Here is a 21,670-nt window from a genome sequence, read left to right as displayed (position 1 = left end):
TCGAAGGGGACACCATGGCAGAGCCGGCCCGCAAAACCGAAACCGCAGAATCGTTGCTGTCGGTCAATAATATCGAAGTCGTGTATGACGAGGTGATCCTTGTCCTGCGCGGGGTGTCGCTTGAAGTCCCGCAAGGCAAGATCGTGACCCTTCTGGGCCCGAACGGTGCGGGGAAATCGACCACGCTCAAGGCTATTTCCGGTTTGCTCAAGACCGAGGATGGCAAGGTGACCCGCGGCGATATCAATTTCATGGGGCAGCAGATTGCCAACGGCAATCCAGAGGATATCGTGCGTTCCGGCCTGTTTCAGGTCATGGAAGGCCGCCGCATCATCGAAGACATGACCTGTGTCGAAAACCTTCGGCTTGGCGCCTATACCCGCAAGGACAAGGGCGTTAAGGACGATATCGACATGGTGTTTGAATATTTCCCGCGCCTGCGCGAACGTACCGGGCTTGCAGGTTACCTGTCGGGCGGGGAGCAGCAGATGCTGGCGATTGGCCGGGCCTTGATGGCACGCCCGAAAATGATTTTGCTTGATGAACCGTCGATGGGTCTGTCACCCTTGCTGGTGAAGGAAGTGTTCGGGATCATCGAAAAGATCAACCGCGAACAGGGCATTACCATGCTGATCGTGGAACAGAATGCCAATTTTGCGCTGAAGGTTGCCGATTACGGTTACATCATGGAAAGCGGCAAGGTGGTTCTGGATGGTACCCGTGACGAGCTTCTGAACAACGAAGACGTCAAGGAATTCTATCTTGGCGGTGGTTCGGAAGAACGCAAAAGCTTCAAGAACATCAAATCATACAAGCGCCGCAAACGCTGGCTTTAACACGTGTTTGCCGCCTTTCAATGACCAGAAAACGGACCCGGCCATCATGCTCAATACCTTTTTTGACGCCAGTGAAACCCGCAGCCCCAAAGACCGTGAAACCGGATTGATGGCGGCATTGCCGCGGGTTGTTCATCACGCAAAAAGCAAGGCAGCGGGCTTTGGCCGTATCCTTGAAGGGGTTGATCCGCAGACGGTCAATAGTCGGGACGCTTTGGCCAAACTTCCGGTGACGCGCAAATCCGATCTGATCACCATGCAGGCGGAAAACCCGCCCTTTGCCGGGTTGAATGCAACACCGGTTCCGGCCCTTGGCCGTATTTTCCAAAGTCCGGGGCCGATTTATGATCCCGAAGGCAAGGGGGATGACTGGTGGCGGATGGGGCGCGCGTTTTTTGCCGCCGGGTTTCGGCCGGGCGATATCATCCATAACTGCCTGTCCTATCATCTGACGCCGGGGGGCTTCATTTTTGACAGCGGCGCACGTGCGTGTGGCTGTGCGGTGATCCCGGCCGGTGTTGGCCAGACCGAAGCCCAGATCAAGGCGATCAGCGACCTGAAGCCGACCGGTTATTCCGGGACGCCGTCGTTCCTGAAAATCCTGATGGAAAAGGCCGATGAACTGGGCGGGGATGTATCATCGATCACCCGTGCGCTTGTTTCGGGCGAAGCATTGCCACCGTCATTGCGCGACTGGTTTTCGGAACGCGGTGTTGCCATGCTGCAATGTTACGCCAGTGCCGATCTGGGGCTGATTGCCTATGAAAGCGATGCCAAAAGCGGCATGATCGTTGCCGAGGACATCATCCTTGAAATCGTGCGTCCCGGCACCGGTGACCCGGTGGCCGAGGGCGAGGTGGGCGAGGTTGTCGTCACCACCCTTAATATGGATTATCCGCTGATCCGGTTTGCCACCGGTGATCTTTCGGCGATTGCACGCGGACCAAGCCCGTGCGGGCGCACCAATATGCGTATCAAAGGCTGGATGGGGCGTGCCGATCAGACGACCAAGGTCAAGGGCATGTTTGTTCATCCCCATCAGATTGCCGAGGTCGTCAAACGACATGCTGATATCGGCAAGGCGCGCCTGATCGTGACCCGTGAAAATGATGTCGATGTCATGACGCTGGCCTGTGAAACCGATGCCGCCGGGTTCAGTGCCGATGCGGTGATGGATAGCCTGCATGCGATCTGCAAGCTGCGCGGCAAGGTCGAAATTGCAACACCGGGCAGCCTGCCCAATGATGGCAAGGTGATCGACGACCAGCGCGACTATTCCTGAGCAACCGCCAGAACCCTTTTTGACGCTGCCCCGTCACGGGACCGGGCCCGTCACGAGGGCATCGATATTTTTCATTCCCGCTCGGGAAACTTGATGCCGTCCGGCTTGGTTCGGGCGGCATTTTTTTGTTTTGTGCATGGGGCCACTGTTCATCGCCCTTCGGGAATGTATGATGGTGCATAAATTTGAATGATTACAGGGGAAAGCATGGCGCAGGCAGGCAAGCCATTTGCCGTTGGCATGATTACGATTTGCCAGTTGATGGCGCTTTCGCTGTGGTTTTCGGCAACGGCGGTATTGCCGCAATTGCGCGCCGAGTTTGACCTTGGTGCCATTCAATCATCCCTGTTTACCAGTTCGGTCTTGCTGGGCTTTGTTCTGGGGACTTTGATCAGCGCCTTTTTCGGTCTGGCCGACCGGGTCGAGGCACGGCATTTCTGGGCGGCATCGGCATTCATTGCCGCGACGGCCAATATCCTGATCCTTGCCGTGCCCGTCGACGGGGTTGTTGTGATCGGGCTTCGCCTGATTACCGGTATCTGCATGGCAGGGATTTACCCCATTGGCATGAAAATGGTCGCGACCTGGTCTCGCGGTGATACCGGGTTTCTGGTCGGCTTGCTGGTTGGGGCATTGACCATGGGGTCGGCCCTGCCGCATCTGTTTGCGGTGGCGGTGCCGCTCGATTGGCGGATGGTGATCGTGGCGGCAAGTATTTCGGCCTATATCGCGGGTGTGGCGATCCTGTTTGTCAAACTGGGCGGGACACCGGGAAAATCCCCGCGCTTTGATCCGCGTATGGTCGGGCACATCTGGGCGAACAAACCATTGCGTCATGCGTGCTATGGCTATTTCGGGCATATGTGGGAACTTTATGCCATGTGGGGCTGGATCGGGTTGTTCCTGTATGGGGCCCTTTCCGGGCGTGAACTTGATAATCCGGGTATCTGGGCAGCACTTTTGACCTTTGCCATTGTGGGGATCGGCGCATTCGGAAGCCTTGCGGGCGGTTTGCTGGCCGACCGGATCGGCCGGACGACGGTGACCATGGCGGCGATGGCCATCAGTGGCATCTGCGCACTTGTTGCCGGTGCGCTAGGCGATACGTCGATCCCGATCCTGATTGTTGTCTGTATCGTCTGGGGCATTTCGGTGATTGCCGATTCTGCGCAATTTTCATCCTGCGTGATCGAGCTGGCCGATCCCCATCAGGTCGGAACAGCGTTGACCCTGCAAAATGCCATCGGCTTTATCATTGCACTGGGATCCATCCATCTGGTGCCGGTGATTGCCGACGCATCTGGCTGGTGGGGGGCGTTTGCCATGCTGGCGGTGGGGCCGTTACTGGGTTTTATTGCCATGGGCCGGTTGCGCAACATGCCCGAAGCGATCCGTCTGGCAGGGGGGCGGCGATAATTTTGAACTGAAACAATGAAAATGGGCGGTGATCCGCTTCACTTGACAACCGGAAGGTAAAAAACTGCGCCGGTTGGGTTTTCTTGACCATTTTCAGTACAAATATTACTTTCTGCCAGAATTTTCTTGCTGTTGCGCAAATTGGGGGCGCTGCGGCGTTTTCCAAAAATAAGGGTCTTTCATGAGTCTCACCCTCATTGTTTTGCTTCCCTTCCTTGGGGCGGTGTTACCCGCCGTCATGATCAGGGCCGGGCGCAATGCGTGCGCCACAGCTACCGGCTCGGTCACGCTGCTTGCCTTGATCCTGCTTATCGCCAAGGCACCCGCCGTCATTGGCGGCGAAGTGTTTCAGGTCCGCTATGACTGGCTGACCGATCTTGGATTGAACGTGACCTTCTTTCTTGATGGTCTGGGTTTGCTGTTTGCGACCCTGATCCTCGGGATTGGTTTGCTGATCATCATTTACGCCCGGTTCTATCTGTCGAAAGACGATCCGATGGGGCGGTTTTATGTGTTCCTGCTGCTGTTCCAGGGCGCGATGGTCGGTATTGTTCTGTCCGACAACATCCTGCTTCTGCTGATTTTCTGGGAACTGACGTCGCTGTCATCCTTCCTTCTGATCGGTTACTGGAAGCATCTGCCCGAAGGTCGTCAGGGCGCGCGTATGGCGCTGACCGTGACCGGGGCAGGCGGACTTGCGATGATTGCCGGGATGCTGATCCTTGGAAATATCGTCGGGTCCTATGATCTGACGGTGATCCTGCAAAATGCCGACCTGATCCAGGCGTCCCCGCTTTATGTGCCAGCCCTTGTTCTGATCCTGCTGGGCTGCTTTACCAAATCGGCACAGTTCCCGTTCCATTTCTGGCTGCCGCATGCCATGGCCGCACCGACCCCGGTTTCGGCCTATCTGCATTCGGCGACCATGGTCAAGGCGGGTATCTTCCTGATGGCGCGCATGTGGCCGGTTCTTTCGGGAACGGAGGAATGGTTCTATATCGTGGCGAGTGCGGGCCTTGTGACCATGGTGCTGGGCGCCTGGATTGCGATCTTCAAACATGACCTCAAGGGACTTCTGGCTTACTCCACCGTCAGCCACCTTGGTCTTGTGACCATGCTGTTTGGTTTCGGGACGCCGATGGCCGCCGTTGCGGGCGTGTTTCATATCATCAACCATGCAACCTTCAAGGCGGCCCTGTTCATGACCGCCGGGATCATTGACCATGAGACCGGAACGCGCGATATCCGCCGTCTGGGCGGGTTGCTGAACCTGATGCCGATTGCCGGGACCATCGGGATCATTTCGGCAGCATCGATGGCCGGGATCATTCCGCTGAACGGGTTCCTGTCCAAGGAAATGATGCTGGAAGAAGCATGGCACACCGTCTGGTTCGATCAGAACTGGCTTGTGCCGTTGCTGGCAACGATTGGTGCGGTGTTCTCGGTCGCCTATTCGTTGCGCTTTATCTTCCATGTCTGGTTTGGCAAAACCCGTGACGAACTGCCCCATCATCCCCATGACCCGCCGTTTGGCATGTGGGCACCGCCCGCGTTTCTGACGGTTCTGGTGGTTCTGATCGGTCTGTTCCCGGCGGCCATTGCCGGACCGCTGGTTGCGGCCACGGCCAATGCGGTCACGGGGGGGAACCTTCCGGAATATCATCTGGCACTTTGGCACGGCCTGACCCCGGCACTTGGCATGAGCGTGATTGCCCTGATTGCCGGTGCGCTTATTCTTCTGCGTCATGGCGGCCTGATGTCGGTAACCTCCAACCTGTCGCGGCCGGATGCAAAGGCAATGTTTGATTGTCTGATCGTCAAGGTCGTGGCGCTTAGTCGCGTGATTTCCGACAATCTTCAGAACGGATCGCTGCAACGTTATCTGGCGATCATGATCTTTGCCGCCATAGCCATCGGGCTTTCGGGTTTCTATGCCGAACCCGATCACACCGCTGGTACGCGCGAACTTCTGGCCGTTTCGCCACCTGCCGCCATTGGCTGGGTGCTTCTGGTCGGGACCTGTATCGCGGCGGTCGCGATGCATCATAACCGGCTTCTGACCCTTCTTCTGGTGGGGGTCATCGGTTTGATTGTCTCGCTTGGCTTCATCTATCTGTCGGCACCTGACCTTGCCCTGACCCAAATCTCGGTCGAGGTGGTAACGGTCATCCTGATGTTGCTGGCGCTTAACATCCTGCCAAAGGAAACCCCGAAAGAAAGCCAGCCGGGGCGCAAATTCCGCGACTGGGTGATTTCAATCGCGGCCGGTCTTGGCATGGGTGGGGCTGTCTGGGCGATCATGACCCGTGAACTGCCCAATTCGATTTCGGCGTTTCATCTGGCCAATTCGAAAACCGAAGGTGGTGGCACCAACGTGGTCAACGTGATCCTCGTTGACTTCCGTGGTTTTGATACCTTTGGCGAGATCATTGTTCTTGGCATTGCCGCGTTGTCGATCTTTGCCCTGATTGAAACCGTCACCCAGGGCGAGGCCGCCAAACGCCTTGCAAGCTGGGTGGTCGATAATCGCCGGTCGGCAGACCGTCATCCGATGATGATGGTCATTGCAACGCGCGTGATGCTGCCGCTGTCGCTGCTGGTGGGGGTTTACATCTTCCTGCGCGGTCATAACGAGCCAGGTGGTGGCTTTATTGCCGGTCTGGTCGTTTCGGTTGCCTTGGTCATGCAATATATGGCGTCGGGCTTTGGCTGGACCCAGAATCGCATGAAGGCCAATTACCATGGCATGATCGGGCTTGGCGTGATTGCCGCCGCCATTACGGGGCTTTCGGCCTGGGTGGCGGGGCTGCCGTTCCTGACCAGTGGTTTTGTCCATGTTCATCTGCCGATTGTCGGCGAATTTGAGCTGGCATCTGCCATGGGCTTTGATCTTGGCGTGTTCCTGACGGTGGTGGGGGCGGTTACCCTTGCACTTGCCAAACTGTCGCAGGTGGAACGCATGGCCGAACATGTCGACATCAATCCGGAACCGATGGACCATGATCCGTCCGTCGCGACCGCGAAGGTCGCGACAGCTGAGAAAGAGGCCTGATATCATGGAGTTTCTTGTAGCAAGCAGTATCGGGCTTCTGACCATGTGCGGCACATATATGTTGCTGCGTGGTCGTACTTTCCCGGTGGTGATCGGTTTGGCGATGTTGTCCTATGCGGTGAACGTCTTCCTGTTCGCCATGGGACGCCTGACCATCGATATGCCGCCCATCCTGCGTGATGGTGTTACCGAATATACCGATCCGCTGCCCCAGGCGCTTGTCCTGACAGCGATCGTGATTTCGTTCGGGATGACCGCACTGATCGTTGTGCTGTCAATCCGGGCCTATCTTGAAATCGGTAATGACCATGTTGACGGTCGCCCGGAAGGCGCACCATCCGAAGCAGGAGATAAAAACTGATGGGTCACTGGATTGTCGTTCCCATTTTGCTGCCTGCCGTGATGGCCGCCCTGATTGTTCTGGCGGTGCGTCACGACATTGTCTTGCAGCGCATATTCTCGATCACCGCGACCGTCGCCCTTGTGGCGGTCACCCTGTCGCTGGTGATTTTTGCCAATAACAACAACCCGGAAATGTACGCGCTTGGCGATTGGCCGGCACCGTTCGGGATCGTGATCGTATTGGATCGTCTGTCGGCGATGATGATCTTTCTGACATCGATCCTTGGTCTTGGCGTCATCCTGTTTGCATCGAGCGAATGGGACAAGCGCGGCCAGCATTTCCATGCCCTGTTCCAGTTCCAGCTGATGGGGGTCAATGGTGCCTTCCTGACGGGGGATGTGTTCAACCTGTTTGTCTTCTTCGAAGTCCTGCTGATCGCATCCTATGGTCTGATGCTGCATGGGGCCGGGGCGGAACGCCTTAAGGCGGGCATGCAATATATCGTCATCAACCTGACGGGGTCGTCGCTGTTCCTGGTCGGGGTCGGCATGATCTACGCCGTTACCGGTACGCTGAACATGGCCGATCTTGCCGTTCAGGTGCCGCTGGTGGCGGCTGGTGATGCCGCGCTGCTGCGTGCCGGGGCGTTGATCCTGCTTTTGGTGTTCTGTGTGAAGGCGGCCCTTGTGCCGGTTCATTTCTGGCTACCGGGCACCTATGCAAACGCACCGGCCCCGGTGGCGGCGCTGTTTGCCATCATGACGAAGGTCGGGGCTTATTCGATCCTGCGCGTCTATTCGCTGGGCTTTGGTGAAAATGCCGGTGATATGGCGTGGCTCGCACAGCCCTATATCCTGCCAGCCGCGATTGTTACACTGGCGATTGGCATGATCGGGGTTCTGGCGGCCAAGCGGCTTAATGGCCTGATCGCGTTTTCCGTGATCGGATCGATGGGAACGCTTTTGATTTCCATCGCGCTGTTTACGCCCGAAAGCATTTCGGCAGGTCTTTATTACCTGCTGCACTCGACCTTTGCCGGTGCGGCTCTGTTCCTGATCGGTGATCTTGTGGCATCGCGCCGTGGCCAGTATGGCGATCGCCTGAACACTGCGCCAGTTTTCCATCAGTCCGGATTGCTGGCGGTTCTGTTCTTTATTGCCGCCATCGCCATGGCGGGGATGCCGCCGCTTAGTGGCTTTATCGGCAAGCTTCTTATCCTTGATGCCGCACGCGATAGCGCGTTCGGCGTCTGGATCTGGGCGGTGATCCTTGTGACGTCGTTGATGGGGATTGTCGGTTTCGGTCGGGCTGGCAGTGTGCTGTTCTGGAAAAGCGCGTCTGTCGAAGGCGTGATTGAGGTCGAAGGCGCCAATTGGCCGGTTCTTCCGATCATTGCCGCCTGCGGCATGCTTGGTGCGCTGGTTGTGCTGACGGTCTTTGCCGCCCCGATCACGGATTACCTGCAGGGAACGGCGGCGCAATTGTTTGACACCACGGATTACATCCGGGCTGTGCTGGGTGAAATACCCGCCACACAGCCTGGCCAGTAAGCGGTGATGAAAGGATAGTGATGATGTTGAAACGTTGTCTTCCCCACCCGCTGCTGTCGCTGGCCCTGCTGGTTGTCTGGGTGTTGCTGGTCAATGAAATATCGGCTGGTGCCGTGGTCTTTGGTGCGATCCTGGCGATTGCCATCCCGCTGATCACGTCAAACTTCTGGCCCGCGCGCCCAAAGGTCGGCAATGCCTATGCCATCTGCGAATACGGGTTGATCGTGTTGTGGGACATTCTGGTCGCCAATGTTGTGGTTGCCGGACTGATCCTGTTTCGCAAGACCGAAAGCCTTGAATCCAAAAGCGTGGTTGTGCCGCTTGATCTGACCTCGCCCGAGGCGATCACGACCCTTGCCGGGACGATCACCATGACGCCGGGCACGGTGACCATCGACCTGAGTGCGGATGCCAAAAGCCTTCTGGTGCATTGCCTGCATGCGCCGGACCCGCAGGGCGTGGTTGATGATATCAAGACCCGCTACGAAGGCCGTCTGAAGGAGATTTTCGAATGATCGAATATGCACTGAATTTCGGCTTTATCTGTGTGGCGGTGGCCCTGTTGATGAATCTGTGGCGTTTGGCCAAGGGGCCGACCATTGCTGATCGTGTTCTGGCGGTTGATACCATGGCGATCAACGCCATTGCCCTTCTGGTGCTGTACGGAATCAGCCGCGCGACCTCGATGTATTTCGAAGGCGCGCTTCTGTTTGCCATGTTCGGCTTTGTCTCCACCGTTGCCTATTGCAAGTTCGTCTTGCGTGGCGACATCATCGAATAGGGAGAGACAGGATGCCGTTTATTGCTGAAATCGTCATTTCTGTTCTGATCGTGATTGGCGGGATTTTCCTGCTGGTCGGGTCGTTCGGGATGATCAAGCTGCGCGAATTGCTGCCGCGGCTCCATGCGCCGACCAAGGCAACCACCGTGGGTGTTGGCGCCATTCTGATTGCTTCGATGCTGTTCTTCTGGATCGAACGCGGGCATTTCACCATTCATGAATTGCTGATCACGCTGTTCCTGTTCCTGACGGCACCGATCACCGCAAACCTGATCGCCAAGGCCTATTTGCTGCGTCATGTTGACCCGCATAAGGACCTTCCGGAAAGTGGTCGGGACGAAGGTTGGGCGACCTTTGATCCGGTTGGCCCGGATGGCTATGACCCCAGCGAAGAATATAAACCCGACGAAAAATAGCCGGGTTTGCAAACCTTAAAACGGCACCGTTCAAGCGGTGCCGTTTTATTATGCTGTTGCGGTGCTCGAATGGCAGGAAAACCGAATGATTCTTGAAACCGAACGTCTATGGCTGCGCCCGCGGACATTGGATGATCTTGACGATTGTTTTGCGATGGATCGCGAACCCGGCGTAACCGATTTCGTTCAGGGACCTTGGGCCGATGAAACCGAACATCGCGCCTTTATCCATGATCGCATCACCATGGATTACGGGCCGGGGCTGGGATATTGGTCGCTGTTTCGAAAAACGGAACCGGACAGTTTTATTGGCTGGGTTCTGCTGATCCCCGAGGACGCCGTTGGACCCGAAATCGAAATCGGCTGGCGTCTGAAACCGGCTTTCTGGGGGCGGGGATATGCATCCGAGGCCGCCAACGCCGTGTTATCGCACGGGTTTGAAAAAATGAAACTGGACAGTTTCATTGCCTGTATCGATGCACGTAATATCGGGTCGCTTGCGGTCGCACGAAAGATCGGCATGCGCCATCACAAGACCGATAGTGATGGCGTGCGATATGCCATCACGGCGGATGATTTTGCCAGACGTCATCACAGATGACATTGTCGACCGCCCCACATCCTTGCTATGAGGACAAGGCAGGAGGGACAGGTTTTACATGCCGGATTTCAGCATCGAGGATCAATATCGCGGACGCATCGCCGGGATCGACGAGGTCGGCCGCGGGCCGCTTGCCGGGCCGGTGGTTGCCGCGGCAGTGATCCTGCCGCGTGATGAACGGCTGCCTGACATCCTTCTGGGGGAACTCAACGATTCCAAAAAGCTGTCGGTCAAGAAACGCGATCTGTTGTTTGACCTGATCATGGGATGCGCCGAGGTTGGTATAGGCGCGGCATCAGTCCGTGAAATCGACCGGATCAATATCCTTCAGGCGACCTATGTTGCCATGCGCCGTGCGGTAGCCCGCCTGCCGCAATGCCCCGATCAGGCGCTGGTGGATGGCAATCGTGATCCGGGGCTGCCGTGCGCGGTGGAAACGGTCATCAAGGGCGATGGCAGATCATTATCCATCGCGGCGGCATCCATCGTTGCCAAGGTCGTACGCGACCGCGCCATGACCCGCCTTGCCGCGCGCTATCCGCATTTCGGATGGGATGGCAATGCCGGATATGGCGTAAAAAAGCATATGGAGGGGCTTGGCATTGTCGGGCCGACCCTGCATCACCGCCGTAGTTTCAGACCGATTGCCGAACTGCTCGGAATTCTGTCCTGATCCTAGGCTAATGCGGTACGGTTTTTGGGCACGACGTGCGCACGGACCAGATCAACCCCGTCGCCATCACGTGTAATCGCGGCAAATCCGTCCTTCTGGCGCACCGTGACCCGTTCCTGAACCCGGCATTCGGTGCGGAACTGGATATCGATGCTTTCGGGATGGAAGTCCGGTTTTGCATCCGCACCGGTTGCTCCAAGCACCCACTGCATCAGGCGCACATTATTGACATGCCCATACAGGTCAAGATCGGATGGGCGGGCCTTTATGCTGTCGATTTCGGGTAACGGGTCGGTGGTGAAGGGCGGCCGGAATGGTGGTTCGATCAGTTTCGGGCCGGGCGGTTTCGGCAGCCGTTCTTCGATCCAGTCGGGCCAGCTTGCCGCGCGCCGTTCCAGCAGGTCAAACATCACCCAGAAACTTTGCGCGACTGCAATCACATCACCCTTGCCGTCGATCAGACGGAAATCGCGGGTGGCCACACGCCTTGCAACGCCCGATGGCCATGTTTCGACAATGATTTCCTCGCCATTGCCGGGATAGCGTCGGACATGAATGACCATCCGCGCCAGCACCCATGCCATGCCTTTATCAACCGTGTCGTCATAGGCGAGTTTCAGGATGCGTGCGCCCCAACCAGCGGCGTCTTGCATGTAATCGGCGAGGGCCGGCAACATCGCAAGGCCGTTATCGCCAATTTCCGAATACCTCACGCGATAGTTCCCGCGCCATCCGCAATTGGCGGGCAGGGCGGGCTTGGCAATTTCGTCCCATTGGATTGTCATGTTGGCAAATCCTGTGTCATTCCATGACTGTTATAGAAAACCGGTTGGCTGCGTGCAAATCCGGATTGGAAATCCGCAATACGAACCGGGATGTCCCGAAGGTTCATCTTGCTCATTTCGGCAAAGCTGGTGATGATGGTTAAATTCAGGGTTGGGCTGCATCATTTGTATTTTGTGGCTCTTTGGGGAACTGCCAAAAAGTGAATGATCATATGTGTTCATTTAAAATGAAGAACGCAGTTCCTTTGGTTTAAATTTAAAAGAACAGTGATGTTTTATTAAATGGAAAAACGAAAATACAACAAGACATTACGCGCAGAAAAAGAAGACGAAACGCGCCTCAAGATTCTCGAAGCTGCGATGAAATTGCATGGCGAAGTCGGCCCGGCACGCACCACCATCAGCGCGATTGCAGACCGCGCCGGGGTGCAGCGTTTGACGGTCTATCGGCATTTTCCCGAAGAAAATGAATTGCTTGATGCGTGCTCGTCACATTGGCGGAGCCTTAATCCGCCGCCCGATCCCGCATCATGGCGCGAGTCGGTGGCACCAGTTGACTGGGGCCTCGCGATACTGAGCATGCTTTATCACTATTATGGTGAAACGGCTTATATGTGGGATCATTGCTATCGTGATCGGGAAAATGTCCCAGCCCTTCATGAACAGATGAAGGGTTTTGATGCCTATCTCGACATGTTGTCTGCCGATGCACTGGCAAGCCTGCCTGCCGAACGGCGCAAGGGCAAGATGTGCCAAGCGGTTGCGCGACATTCGGTGCAATTTTCGACCTGGCAATCGCTGTCACAGGCGGGGGTGGAAAACTCGGAAATGGCGGCACTGATGGATGACTGGCTGCATAAATGCCCGTTGTCCTGACCGGTATCTGCGGCCTAATCCATCGGTCGCTGGCGCATTTTCTTTACGTCGCCGCGTTTCTTTTTCGTGTCGACCCGTTTGCGTTTGGCCGATAGAGACGGGCGGGTTTTGACGCGGAATTTCTTGCGTTCGGCGGCCTTGCGCAACAGGGCCAGAAGCCGTTCGATGGCATCCTGCTTGTTCCGTTCCTGGGTGCGATAACGCTGCGCGTCAAAGATGATTTCCCCGTCATTGGTCAGCCTGCTGCCAGCCAGTTCACGCAGGCGATCACGCACGCGTTGCGGCAATTCCGTCAGGTCATCAATACGCACGCGCATCTGTACCGCGGTCGATACTTTGTTGACGTTCTGGCCGCCCGGTCCGGATGCGCGCACGAACTGGAATTGCAGATGGCGTTCATCAAGATAAAGATCATTTGAGATTTCGAGCATGGCGGATCGTCTAAGTAATAGGGGCGGCAAGTTATGCGGCGAACCCGCACGGCAGAAGCCCGAAAACCGGTGGGTGCTGTTGATTGAAAAACAATGGCATTCCACCTACATTGAAGGCACTTACCCTGTCAGGGGCGGGCAGGGCTGTAAACAGGAAATAAGACGTGCAGGTATCGTATCTTTATCTGGCCTTGGGCTGGCTTTCGGTAGGGCTTGGAATTGTTGGCGCATTTCTGCCAATTCTGCCGACCACCCCCTTCATGCTGCTGGCCGCCTGGCTGTTTAGCAAAGGGTCACCGCGCCTGCATGCGTGGATTTACAATCATCCGCATTTTGGTCCGTCGATCCGGCACTGGAACGAACATGGCGTGATCCATCGCCGGGCCAAGATCATGGCGATGTCGGCCTTTGTCGTGGTGATTGCCGCATCCCTGATCTTTGTCGAAAACCGCTGGGTGGTGATGATCCAGTTGCTTGTCGCGATCCCGGTCAGCTGTTTTATCCTGTCGCGCCCGTCGCATCTGCCCGCATCGATGCCGATGGCACAGGTACAGACGCAGGGCGGGGAGCCGGGTGCAGGCTCCTGATTCCTGACCCCTGACCACGTCAAGGCACACAACAGTGCAGATCAGTTCCCCGATTTGCGGGTCAATTCTTCCTGACAGGTTTCTTCAAGCTTATCGAGCTCATCAAGTGTCGCATCGATATCCTGACGCTGTTTGCGCAGCGTGTCGCGGCGTTCATTGATCTTGTCGACAAGGATGGTCAACTGCATGATTTCGCTGCGGTCGGTGTCATAAAGATCAAGCAGATCGCGGATTTCCTTAAGCGAAAAGCCAAGCCGCTTGCCCCGCATGATCAGGCGCAGGCGCACCCGGTCGCGATGGCTGTAAATGCGGGTCTGCCCCTGACGGGCCGGGGCGATCAGTTCCTGATCCTCGTAAAAACGGATGGTACGGGTCGTGACGTCGAACTCGCGGGCAAGGTCGGTGATGGAATAATTGTCGCTCATGACATCCCGTTCAGGTTTACGCTTACGTAAACGAAAGCTACATGCTTTCTGGCGGGATCACAATCGGCAATTCTTTCGGCAATTCAATGCAGAACGTGCTGCCTTTGCCCGGTTCACTTTCTACCGAAATCATTCCGCCATGCCGGTCGACGATCTTTTTGCAGATCGCAAGACCGATCCCTGTCCCGGCATATTCACCATAACCGTGCAGGCGTTTGAAGATTTCAAAGATTGTCGCGTGATATTGCGGTTCGATCCCGATGCCGTTATCGGCAACGAAAACCTTCCAGCTTTCATCGGTTTCGGTGGCATAAATCCGGACTTCACCCTTGTCAGGGTCGCTGTATTTAAGGCCATTCGAAACAAGATTCTGAAACAGCAGCAAAAGCTGGCTGGCATCCCCGGTTACGGTTGGCAGGAACCCGTCACGCACGATATTGCCCGCCGGGCCAAGGCCTGCGCGCCGGAAATTGGCGGCAATCGCATCAAACAGACTATCAAGGGGGACCGCATTGAACGGTTTGCCATGCCGTCCGACCCGCGACAGGGTCAGAAGGTCGTCGATCATGCGCTGCATGCGCTGGGTGCCATCAACCGCATAATGGATGAATTCATCTGCGGTTTCGTCAAGCTGATCCTTGTATCGCCGCGCAATCAGCTGTGTATAGCTTGACACCATGCGAAGCGGTTCCTGCAAATCGTGGGACGCCGCATAGGCGAATTGTTCAAGTTCGCTGTTGGAACGTTCCAGTTCCGCCATGGTGCGCTGGATTTCCATTTCATGGCGTTTGCGCTGGGAAATATCGCGAAGCGTGATGATGTAATGATAGCGTCCGTCTGCCGAAAAATGACTGATCGCAACTTCAAGCGGCACGTTGCGGCCATTTGGGGTGCATGCCAGAACCTCGATCACGCCGGTCCCCAGATCGGTCAGTAACCTGTCGGCTGTCGGGCGTTGTGGTGGGGTATGTTCGCTATCAGGCAGCAGAAACCGGATAATGTTGCTGAGTTCCGGGTCGCCTTCCGGGCCGCAAAGTTCCTGTGCGCGGGCATTCAGCGGTTCTATGTTGCCGTCATCAGATGCGACCAGAATGGCATCAATGGTGTTTTGCAAAATCGCGCGCGTGCGGTCCTCGCTGCGTCGGGTCTGGGTGACCAGTTCGGCCAGTTCGGCGGCCTGTTGGCGCAAAAGCCGGTCACGCTGCACGGCAAGGGTCACATCACGTACGGTCAGTGAACACAGCTTTTCGCCGCGCGATGTCGTAATCGGATGAACGCGAATGGATTGTTCCATACGGTCAAATGTTGCGGCAAATTGCGGCAATGGGCGAAGCGGCAGCGCACCTTGATTAAGCGACGGCGAAATCACCGCAGGCATGCCGAATTCCAAGCAATCCTTGATTGCTTGGCAGAGCCGCCCCAAACGTGTTTCGGTGAAAACCGCACTCAGCCGTTTGCCAATGGCCTGATCGGCGGGAATACCCGACCGGCTTTGCATCCACTGGTTCCAGTGACAGATGGCATGATCCGACCCGATCACCACCAATCCGACATCGGCAGTATCAAGCAGATTGCTGTATAGGTCGGCGGCCTCGGCGGCATCCTTGATATCGACAATCGGTGGGGTAGGGTTTGTCATCTTGGCGCTGCCCGTCAACCAAGTGCGTTTTCAAGGAAGCGTCGCACCAGTTCCTTCAGGGTTTGGATGGAGTCAAGATCCATGACAAACAGCACATAGCCATCAATATCGTTCTGGCGCAGCATGAATTGCACATGCAGGATCATCAGAACCGGCATCTTGCCAGACGCGGCATCAAATGCGGTGTCTTCATTTAACAATGCACGGGTTTCGCGTTTGCGAAATGTCGGCATCGAACAATTGATCGGCTCGCCCAGCACGTTGGCAATGCTGCCAAGGCAGGCATTGAGGATGATGTTGCCGACCTCCATCAGGGCTTCCTGTTCAAGATCGGTCAGGGTATCGAGCGGCACATCGACCTTAAGCAACCGCCGCACCAGTTCAAGGCTGCGCTTTTCCGGGAAAACCAGCATCGCCTCGCCCTTGAACGGGCCATCGAATGACTGGCTGACGGCGGAAACCACTTCTTCGGGCGAAGATGTCAGGTTTGAATCGGAAAACCTTTCGACAAAGGTGATCGTCGGAACTGTCAGTTCCACCGGCTGATCAACCATTTCCGACAGGGACGCGGCAGCACGGCCGACCCCGATATTGATCAATTCGCTTATTGTGTCGTGTTCAAGCTCGCTAAGGTCGATCATCGCCCGGCTTCCTTGCCCTTCAGATAATCGCAAATCTTTTCTTCGGTTGGCGGTTTTGCCAGAAAGTCCATGCCAAGCCCGTGGGCCTTGTTCTGGATTTCCTTCTGTATATTGGCCGTCAGAAGCGCAATTGCAGCATCGGGATAAGCCGCGCGCAGCTTTTCCCCCAATTCGAGCCCGTTCATGCCCGGCATGTTGAAATCGATCAAAAGGTAATCATAGGCATGCTCGGCGGCCATTGCCTGGGCTTTTTCGGCTTCTTCGGCCTCGTCCACCCGCCAGTCGGCATAGTTGCTGGTGATAAAGGCCTTTACCAGCAGTCTGGCAAATTTGCTGTCATCGACAAGCAGGACGGATCGATTCTGGGACATGTTTTTCTCTGATTTTCGGTTTGTGTTCTTGTTGTATCAGGCATCATCCGCAAGGATAGGGCCGATTATAGAATAGACGCAACCGTGCGCGAAAGCTGTTCGATCTGTCTGGCTGTGATATTGGCCGGGCGTGGTTCGGAAATCAGGAAGCCCTGGATTTCGTCGCAGCCATGTTCGCGAAGGAATTCAAGCTGTTCCTGTGTTTCAACCCCTTCTGCAACCACCTTCAGGCCAAGATTGTGCCCCATGATGATAATCGTGTTGGTGATCGCCGCATCGTCTGGATCGGTCGTCACATCGCGGACAAACGACCGGTCGATCTTGATCGAATTGATCGGCAATCGTTTCAGATAGGCCAGCGACGAATAACCCGTCCCGAAATCGTCAATTGCGATCTGCAGGCCAAGCTTGCGCAATTCATCAAGGATTGATGCCGATCGTTTGATTTCATGCATCATCACGGTTTCAGTGATTTCAAGAACGATGCGTGATGCCGGTGTTGCGGTTTCATCAAGGATGCGCGAAATCGTTTCGGTAATCCGGCCTTCGATCAATTGTCTGGGGGACAGATTGACCGCAATGCTGACCGGCGGCAGACCCAGCAGATCCCATTCGCGGATCTGATCACAGACCCGGCGCAATACCCATTCGCCGATCTTGCCAATCAGTCCGGTTTCCTCGGCCACCGGGATGAACTGCATTGGTGATATAAAGCCACGCCCCGGCTGGTTCCAGCGGATCAAGGCCTCAAGCCCGGCAAGCTTGCCTGATAGCAGTTCGATCTTTGGCTGGTAATAAAGTTCGAACTGTCCCTCTTTCAGGGCTTCGCGCAGGTCATTTTCAATGGCAAGCCGCGCAACCGCACTTTCATTCATCGTCTTGGTAAAGAAGTGATAGGTCCCGCCGCCACGGGCCTTTGCACTATACATCGCCGTATCGGCATTGCGCATCAGGGTCGGGAAATCATCGCCATCCGCGGGGCAAAGGGCGATGCCGATTGACGGTGTGATGAACAAGTGACGCCCCTGAATGTCAAAGGCCGGGGCCAGCGCATCCAGAACCGCCTGCGAAAGTGTGGCGGCATCCTGCGTTTCGCGCAGGCGCGGGATGATAATCAGGAACTCGTCCCCGCCCAGTCGGCCGATGATTTCCTGTCGGCTGATCACCCGGCGCAAACGGTCCGCCACGGCCTTAAGCAGCAAATCACCGACATTGTGACCAAGGCTGTCATTGATCAGCTTGAACCGGTCCAGATCGATAAACAGGATCGCGGTTGCCCGGTCATGCGGGCTCGCGGCATCACGTTTGTGATTCTCAAGTGCTGATTTAAGGCTGTATTCCAGCATGCTGCGATTGGGCAGGTTGGTCAGCGCATCGTGATTGGCCATATAGACCAGTTGTTCCTCATAGCGTTTGCGCGCGGTGATATCGTGAAGAACAACCGTAATCAGCGGTGTTTGCGCATCGGGGATCGGGCGAAATGCGGCGCTTACCTCGATCTCGGTCTTGTCCATCCGTACCAGCGGCAGCGTCAGGCGCTGCTCTGCGATATGATGACGCAGGTCCAGACCCGAGAGCTCGGCAAGGCTTTCCTCGAAATTCGGAATGGCGCGCGGGGCGATAAATTCCAGAAGCGACCGTCCCTTTGGCGTTTCACCTTCTTTCAGGCCCAGCAGGGGATAGGATGCATTGTTAAACTCAACAATGGTGCCGTTCGGCGTGATGGTCAGAATGCCATCGGCCACGTTCTGAACAATCGCGCGCAGGCGGGACTCGTTATCACGCATCTGCTGTTCGGCCTGGCGCAATTTGCCAAGTGTTGATGCAATACCCTCGACCAGTGTGGCAACGGACCGTGACAAAAGGCCCAGTTCATCGCGTTGATGATGACGGGGAACGGTCAGCCCCGTTGCATCGGGACTGTCTGGATCAATGCCGGTGACGGCCTGTGAAATGCGCAAAAGCGGTTTGGTGAGTGTCAGGTAAAAGAATGCCACCAGCGCAAGCCCCAGCAGGAAGTTGCGCAAAATGCCCGACGTCAGGATGCGGGTGGCGCGATTGATGAAACCATCGGCAATCAGGTCGGTATCGATCCGAACGACCAGATGGCCGACAAGATCACGGCTTTCACCGGTCAGCAACGGCACGTTATATTGCTGGTTGTTGCCAAACATCACTTCGCTAAATGCGGATCGCCCCGATGATGACGGGGCGCGCGATTTTTGCGCCAGAACATTTCCGAAATTGTCGCGCAGCGTCGCGCTGTAAACCGGTTCATATTCAAACAGGCCCGACACCACGCGTGCGGCAAGCGTTTCGTCAAGGCCATAGGCCGCCTGTGTTGCGGATTCGCGCAACGTCGACAAAACCTGATTAACGGTTCGGTCAATCAGGCTGCGTTCTTCATAAAGATCCCAGACAATCTGTACGACGCTGAAAAACAGGCCAATCAGAAGGGTGATAACGACAGCGGCACGTGCCTGTTTGACAGACAAGCGGTCACGCCATCTGAGCCGTTGTGTTTTCAGGCTACCCTCCGCCAATCCACACCCCTGCATGGCTCTATGACCATGTTTCACAGTCCAGACTATGTGCTTGGCACCGCAAAAGCAATTGTTGCGCGGGTTCTAATACTGGAAAATTGCCGGGATTTATGTATTTTCCCGCCAAAGCCGGTTTGAACGTCCGATGCGGTCTGTTTAACTGCGATATCGCAATGCACCGAAACGGCAATACTACTAAAAAAAATGGGATTTTATTGGAGTTGCACACAACCGCACTGCGTGATAACCCAATGCCCCGAGAGAGAACAAGGCCGAGCGCGGGCGCAGCCGCATCACGGCCTCGCAACCTGAACGGAGTTACACCATGACCTATGTGGTGACAGAAAACTGCATCAAGTGTAAGTATCAGGACTGCGTCGAGGTTTGCCCCGTCGATTGCTTCTATGAAGGTGAAAACTTCCTGGTTATTCACCCGGACGAATGCATTGATTGCGGTGTCTGCGAACCTGAATGTCCGGCCGAGGCCATTATTCCCGATACGGAACCGAATCTGGATAACTGGCTTGAGATCAACCGCAAATTCGCGGAAGTCTGGCCGAATATTACGCGCAAGGGTGATGCACCGGCCGATGCCGACGAATGGAATGGCAAGTCGGGCAAGACTGAATTGCTCAGTGAAGCACCGGGAACCGGTGATTGATAAAACGCGTTAAACGCCTGTAAAACCAATGTTTTTGCGCCCTGATTTTATTGGCGCATGGCTGCATTGAGCCGGTCGCACGGAAAAAATCTGTGATAGGCCGGCTCTTTGTGTTATTGTGGGCAACTCGCGTTCAAGGGCTCGGCAGGCTCGCTCCGCGCAGTCGGATCTCCGCTATTATATCCTGTCAAAAACCGCGACTTCGCCAAAAGCATCGTCGTGTGCAGCTCTTCGTGTCGCTGGGTCTATAGTGTTACAGTTGAATGACCAGGCCTGTTTGGGCCGGAAGGAAGCTTGATGTCGGATAAGTTGCCCTTTGCTGTTGGCGATTACGTTGTTTACCCCGCACACGGTGTTGGCCGTGTTGATGGCCTGGAGACCCAGGAAATCGCGGGTCAGGAATTACGCCTTTACATCATCACTTTTGATTCGAGCCGCATGACCTTGCGCGTGCCGGTCAACAAGGTGGGTAACTCCGGGCTGCGCAAGCTGTCCTCGAAAAAACAGATGGACTCGGCGCTTATCACCCTTAAAGGCCGTGCGCGCGTCAAACGCACCATGTGGTCGCGCCGCGCGCAGGAATATGAGGCAAAGATCAATTCCGGTGACCCGGTTTCGATCGCCGAAGTGGTTCGTGACCTGCACCGCACCGCCACCCAGCCTGAACAGTCGTTCTCCGAACGCCAGATTTACGAAGCAGCGTTTGAACGCCTTGTTGATGAACTGGCCGCGATCGAAAAGATCGACAAGGACAAGGCTTCGGGCAAGCTTGAAAAACTGTTGCAGAAAGCTGCCTGATACGCCTGTACAGCTTTGTTATACAGAGACCTCTTTTTAAAAACCGGCCTACAAGGTAATCTTGGGCCGGTTTTGTTTATTTTGGGCACGTTATGGCGATGAGCGCAGTTCTGGCACCGATAAAACCGGCGGATAAAATATGGACCGTCGGGGCGATCAATGGCGATCTTGCCGCGCTGCAAGCCGTTCATGGCAAGCTTCGGGGCAAAATCACAGCCGGTGATCGCCTGATCTATCTTGGCAATTACTGGGGCGATGGCACGGCCGAGGCCGTATCGGGTGCTATCAATGAATTACTGCTGTTCCGGCGTTACTTCCTGGCGAAAGAAGGCGTTGATATTGCCGATATCGCCTTTTTGCGCGGTTCCACCGAAGAAATGCTGAGCAAACTGCAACAGATTCACTTTGCCCCGAACCCGGGCGAGGTATTCGACTGGATGCTGTCGCGCGGTATTGCCGGGACGCTGCGCGCCTATGGCTTTGATCCGTCGCATACCCAATCGCTGATGCGGCAGGGGGCGCATGCGATTTCGCAATGGACCGGCCAGTTTGGCGAAGCATTTCGTCGCAGGCCTGGTCACAGTTCGCTTTTGTCGGACCTGAAGCACGCGGCCTATGCCACGGATGGCTCGTTGATCTTTGTGCATGCCGGGCTTGATGCGTCGCGTCCGCTGACCGGACAGACCGATACCTTCTGGTGGGGCGGGTCGATGTTTGAAAGCATCACGGATCGTTATTACGATTGCCGCCGGATCGTGCGCGGATCTGCCTTGGCCAATCTTGGCCTTCAGGAACGCGAATTTACCCTGTCGATTGACGGCGGGGCAGGGCGCGGTGGCCCATTGATTGCGGTTGCAATCGGGCGCGACGGCAGGATTGTCGATCAGATCGAAAGCTGATTTTTCAGGGCATTAAACACAAAACGCTTTAGATACCAAAAGGGGCAGCAAACCGGATTTGCTG

The 21,670-nt window shown here is 55.9% G+C and carries 23 protein-coding genes; 16 read left to right on the top strand and 7 right to left on the bottom strand.

Annotated features, from left to right (window positions below):
• The first annotated feature begins 14 nt into the window (after nt 1–14).
• The 11 genes from P8T57_RS06015 to P8T57_RS05965 all read left to right on the top strand — a co-directional run bounded on the left by P8T57_RS06015 (nt 15) and on the right by P8T57_RS05965 (nt 10,950).
• Nucleotides 15–836, top strand: coding sequence for an ABC transporter ATP-binding protein (locus P8T57_RS06015; protein WP_110252530.1), 822 nt, complete (start codon nt 15–17; stop codon nt 834–836).
• A 46-nt stretch (nt 837–882) separates the two neighbouring features.
• Entirely contained in the window at nt 883–2,118 is a 1,236-nt protein-coding gene (locus tag P8T57_RS06010) for an AMP-binding protein (protein ID WP_341364889.1), read from the top strand.
• A 207-nt stretch (nt 2,119–2,325) separates the two neighbouring features.
• Nucleotides 2,326–3,534 carry an MFS transporter gene (locus tag P8T57_RS06005; RefSeq protein WP_341364888.1) on the top strand — a complete coding sequence of 403 codons (1,209 nt, stop codon included), beginning with the start codon at nt 2,326–2,328 and terminating at the stop codon, nt 3,532–3,534.
• Nucleotides 3,535–3,715: 181 nt separating this feature from the next.
• Entirely contained in the window at nt 3,716–6,586 is a 2,871-nt protein-coding gene (locus P8T57_RS06000) for a monovalent cation/H+ antiporter subunit A (protein WP_341364887.1), read from the top strand.
• Between the two features lie 4 nt (nt 6,587–6,590).
• Nucleotides 6,591–6,947, top strand: coding sequence for a Na+/H+ antiporter subunit C (locus tag P8T57_RS05995; RefSeq protein WP_007090207.1), 357 nt, complete (start codon nt 6,591–6,593; stop codon nt 6,945–6,947).
• Nucleotides 6,947–8,479, top strand: a complete 1,533-nt coding sequence (locus P8T57_RS05990; protein WP_063094173.1) for a monovalent cation/H+ antiporter subunit D — start codon at nt 6,947–6,949, stop codon at nt 8,477–8,479. Before P8T57_RS05995 ends, P8T57_RS05990 begins: the two co-directional genes overlap by 1 nt.
• A 20-nt stretch (nt 8,480–8,499) precedes the next feature.
• Nucleotides 8,500–8,994, top strand: a complete 495-nt coding sequence (locus P8T57_RS05985; protein WP_223304866.1) for a Na+/H+ antiporter subunit E — start codon at nt 8,500–8,502, stop codon at nt 8,992–8,994.
• On the top strand, nt 8,991–9,260 hold the full coding sequence (locus tag P8T57_RS05980; RefSeq protein WP_007090204.1) for a K+/H+ antiporter subunit F: 270 nt from the start codon (nt 8,991–8,993) through the stop codon (nt 9,258–9,260). Before P8T57_RS05985 ends, P8T57_RS05980 begins: the two co-directional genes overlap by 4 nt.
• Before the next feature lie 11 nt (nt 9,261–9,271).
• Nucleotides 9,272–9,676 carry a Na+/H+ antiporter subunit G gene (locus P8T57_RS05975; RefSeq protein ID WP_007090203.1) on the top strand — a complete coding sequence of 135 codons (405 nt, stop codon included), beginning with the start codon at nt 9,272–9,274 and terminating at the stop codon, nt 9,674–9,676.
• Nucleotides 9,677–9,761: 85 nt separating this feature from the next.
• Nucleotides 9,762–10,277, top strand: a complete 516-nt coding sequence (locus P8T57_RS05970) for a GNAT family N-acetyltransferase (RefSeq protein ID WP_065701798.1) — start codon at nt 9,762–9,764, stop codon at nt 10,275–10,277.
• A 58-nt stretch (nt 10,278–10,335) separates the two neighbouring features.
• Nucleotides 10,336–10,950, top strand: coding sequence for a ribonuclease HII (locus P8T57_RS05965; RefSeq protein ID WP_037987234.1), 615 nt, complete (start codon nt 10,336–10,338; stop codon nt 10,948–10,950).
• 2 nt (nt 10,951–10,952) lie between these two features.
• Here the strand turns inward: P8T57_RS05965 and P8T57_RS05960 are convergent, their stop codons facing one another.
• A complete protein-coding gene (locus tag P8T57_RS05960; RefSeq protein WP_341364886.1) occupies nt 10,953–11,735 on the bottom strand; it encodes an acyl-ACP thioesterase domain-containing protein in 783 nt (260 codons plus the stop codon).
• 282 nt (nt 11,736–12,017) lie between these two features.
• Here P8T57_RS05960 and P8T57_RS05955 point away from each other — a divergent pair, with 282 nt between their 5' ends.
• Nucleotides 12,018–12,611, top strand: coding sequence for a helix-turn-helix domain-containing protein (locus P8T57_RS05955; protein ID WP_341364885.1), 594 nt, complete (start codon nt 12,018–12,020; stop codon nt 12,609–12,611).
• A 14-nt stretch (nt 12,612–12,625) separates the two neighbouring features.
• Here the strand turns inward: P8T57_RS05955 and arfB are convergent, their stop codons facing one another.
• Nucleotides 12,626–13,042: an alternative ribosome rescue aminoacyl-tRNA hydrolase ArfB gene (arfB, locus tag P8T57_RS05950; protein WP_007090198.1), complete on the bottom strand. Its 417-nt coding sequence runs from the start codon at nt 13,040–13,042 to the stop codon at nt 12,626–12,628.
• A gap of 164 nt (nt 13,043–13,206) precedes the next feature.
• Here arfB and P8T57_RS05945 point away from each other — a divergent pair, with 164 nt between their 5' ends.
• Complete coding sequence (locus P8T57_RS05945; protein ID WP_341364884.1) at nt 13,207–13,629, top strand: YbaN family protein; 423 nt, start codon at nt 13,207–13,209, stop codon at nt 13,627–13,629.
• Between the two features lie 41 nt (nt 13,630–13,670).
• Here P8T57_RS05945 and P8T57_RS05940 read toward each other — a convergent pair whose 3' ends face one another.
• The 5 genes from P8T57_RS05940 to P8T57_RS05920 form a co-directional block, all read right to left on the bottom strand.
• Entirely contained in the window at nt 13,671–14,054 is a 384-nt protein-coding gene (locus P8T57_RS05940; RefSeq protein WP_007090196.1) for a MerR family DNA-binding transcriptional regulator, read from the bottom strand.
• A 37-nt stretch (nt 14,055–14,091) separates the two neighbouring features.
• Nucleotides 14,092–15,693: an ATP-binding protein gene (locus P8T57_RS05935; protein ID WP_341364883.1), complete on the bottom strand. Its 1,602-nt coding sequence runs from the start codon at nt 15,691–15,693 to the stop codon at nt 14,092–14,094.
• A gap of 14 nt (nt 15,694–15,707) precedes the next feature.
• Nucleotides 15,708–16,334, bottom strand: a complete 627-nt coding sequence (locus tag P8T57_RS05930) for a hypothetical protein (protein WP_007090194.1) — start codon at nt 16,332–16,334, stop codon at nt 15,708–15,710.
• Nucleotides 16,331–16,705: a response regulator gene (locus tag P8T57_RS05925; protein ID WP_007090193.1), complete on the bottom strand. Its 375-nt coding sequence runs from the start codon at nt 16,703–16,705 to the stop codon at nt 16,331–16,333. Before P8T57_RS05925 ends, P8T57_RS05930 begins: the two co-directional genes overlap by 4 nt.
• A gap of 65 nt (nt 16,706–16,770) precedes the next feature.
• A complete protein-coding gene (locus tag P8T57_RS05920) occupies nt 16,771–19,200 on the bottom strand; it encodes an EAL domain-containing protein (RefSeq protein WP_007090192.1) in 2,430 nt (809 codons plus the stop codon).
• A 373-nt stretch (nt 19,201–19,573) separates the two neighbouring features.
• On the opposite strand from P8T57_RS05920, the gene fdxA reads away from it, so the two are divergent.
• The 3 genes from fdxA (at nt 19,574) to P8T57_RS05905 (ending at nt 21,606) form a co-directional block, all read left to right on the top strand.
• Nucleotides 19,574–19,909 (top strand): ferredoxin FdxA, encoded by a 336-nt coding sequence (gene fdxA, locus P8T57_RS05915; protein WP_007090191.1) that lies wholly within the window; start codon nt 19,574–19,576, stop codon nt 19,907–19,909.
• A 297-nt stretch (nt 19,910–20,206) separates the two neighbouring features.
• Nucleotides 20,207–20,707 (top strand): CarD family transcriptional regulator, encoded by a 501-nt coding sequence (locus tag P8T57_RS05910; protein WP_007090190.1) that lies wholly within the window; start codon nt 20,207–20,209, stop codon nt 20,705–20,707.
• Nucleotides 20,708–20,799: 92 nt separating this feature from the next.
• Nucleotides 20,800–21,606 (top strand): hypothetical protein, encoded by an 807-nt coding sequence (locus P8T57_RS05905; protein ID WP_065701792.1) that lies wholly within the window; start codon nt 20,800–20,802, stop codon nt 21,604–21,606.
• Nucleotides 21,607–21,670: the final 64 nt, after the last annotated feature.

Source organism: Thalassospira sp. SN3W (assembly GCF_038070535.1).
In the GTDB taxonomy this organism is placed as follows: Bacteria; Pseudomonadota; Alphaproteobacteria; order Rhodospirillales; family Thalassospiraceae; genus Thalassospira; species Thalassospira xiamenensis.
Note: the sequence above shows the minus strand (reverse complement) of the source record. Positions and strands in the feature narration are given on the sequence as shown.

Bases quoted from the DNA above. Each gene is read 5' to 3' on its own strand.
- P8T57_RS05940 (WP_007090196.1), bottom strand. From the start codon at position 14,054: ATGAGCGACAATTATTCCATCACCGACCTTGCCCGCGAGTTCGACGTC.
- P8T57_RS05990 (WP_063094173.1), top strand. From the start codon at position 6,947: ATGGGTCACTGGATTGTCGTTCCCATTTTGCTGCCTGCCGTGATGGCC.
- P8T57_RS05980 (WP_007090204.1), top strand. From the start codon at position 8,991: ATGATCGAATATGCACTGAATTTCGGCTTTATCTGTGTGGCGGTGGCC.
- P8T57_RS06015 (WP_110252530.1), top strand. From the start codon at position 15: ATGGCAGAGCCGGCCCGCAAAACCGAAACCGCAGAATCGTTGCTGTCG.
- P8T57_RS05985 (WP_223304866.1), top strand. From the start codon at position 8,500: ATGATGTTGAAACGTTGTCTTCCCCACCCGCTGCTGTCGCTGGCCCTG.
- P8T57_RS06010 (WP_341364889.1), top strand. From the start codon at position 883: ATGCTCAATACCTTTTTTGACGCCAGTGAAACCCGCAGCCCCAAAGAC.
- P8T57_RS05910 (WP_007090190.1), top strand. From the start codon at position 20,207: ATGTCGGATAAGTTGCCCTTTGCTGTTGGCGATTACGTTGTTTACCCC.
- arfB (WP_007090198.1), bottom strand. From the start codon at position 13,042: ATGCTCGAAATCTCAAATGATCTTTATCTTGATGAACGCCATCTGCAA.
- P8T57_RS05935 (WP_341364883.1), bottom strand. From the start codon at position 15,693: ATGACAAACCCTACCCCACCGATTGTCGATATCAAGGATGCCGCCGAG.
- P8T57_RS06000 (WP_341364887.1), top strand. From the start codon at position 3,716: ATGAGTCTCACCCTCATTGTTTTGCTTCCCTTCCTTGGGGCGGTGTTA.
- P8T57_RS05955 (WP_341364885.1), top strand. From the start codon at position 12,018: ATGGAAAAACGAAAATACAACAAGACATTACGCGCAGAAAAAGAAGAC.
- P8T57_RS05970 (WP_065701798.1), top strand. From the start codon at position 9,762: ATGATTCTTGAAACCGAACGTCTATGGCTGCGCCCGCGGACATTGGAT.
- P8T57_RS05965 (WP_037987234.1), top strand. From the start codon at position 10,336: ATGCCGGATTTCAGCATCGAGGATCAATATCGCGGACGCATCGCCGGG.
- fdxA (WP_007090191.1), top strand. From the start codon at position 19,574: ATGACCTATGTGGTGACAGAAAACTGCATCAAGTGTAAGTATCAGGAC.
- P8T57_RS05930 (WP_007090194.1), bottom strand. From the start codon at position 16,334: ATGATCGACCTTAGCGAGCTTGAACACGACACAATAAGCGAATTGATC.
- P8T57_RS06005 (WP_341364888.1), top strand. From the start codon at position 2,326: ATGGCGCAGGCAGGCAAGCCATTTGCCGTTGGCATGATTACGATTTGC.
- P8T57_RS05995 (WP_007090207.1), top strand. From the start codon at position 6,591: ATGGAGTTTCTTGTAGCAAGCAGTATCGGGCTTCTGACCATGTGCGGC.
- P8T57_RS05925 (WP_007090193.1), bottom strand. From the start codon at position 16,705: ATGTCCCAGAATCGATCCGTCCTGCTTGTCGATGACAGCAAATTTGCC.
- P8T57_RS05960 (WP_341364886.1), bottom strand. From the start codon at position 11,735: ATGACAATCCAATGGGACGAAATTGCCAAGCCCGCCCTGCCCGCCAAT.
- P8T57_RS05975 (WP_007090203.1), top strand. From the start codon at position 9,272: ATGCCGTTTATTGCTGAAATCGTCATTTCTGTTCTGATCGTGATTGGC.
- P8T57_RS05905 (WP_065701792.1), top strand. From the start codon at position 20,800: ATGGCGATGAGCGCAGTTCTGGCACCGATAAAACCGGCGGATAAAATA.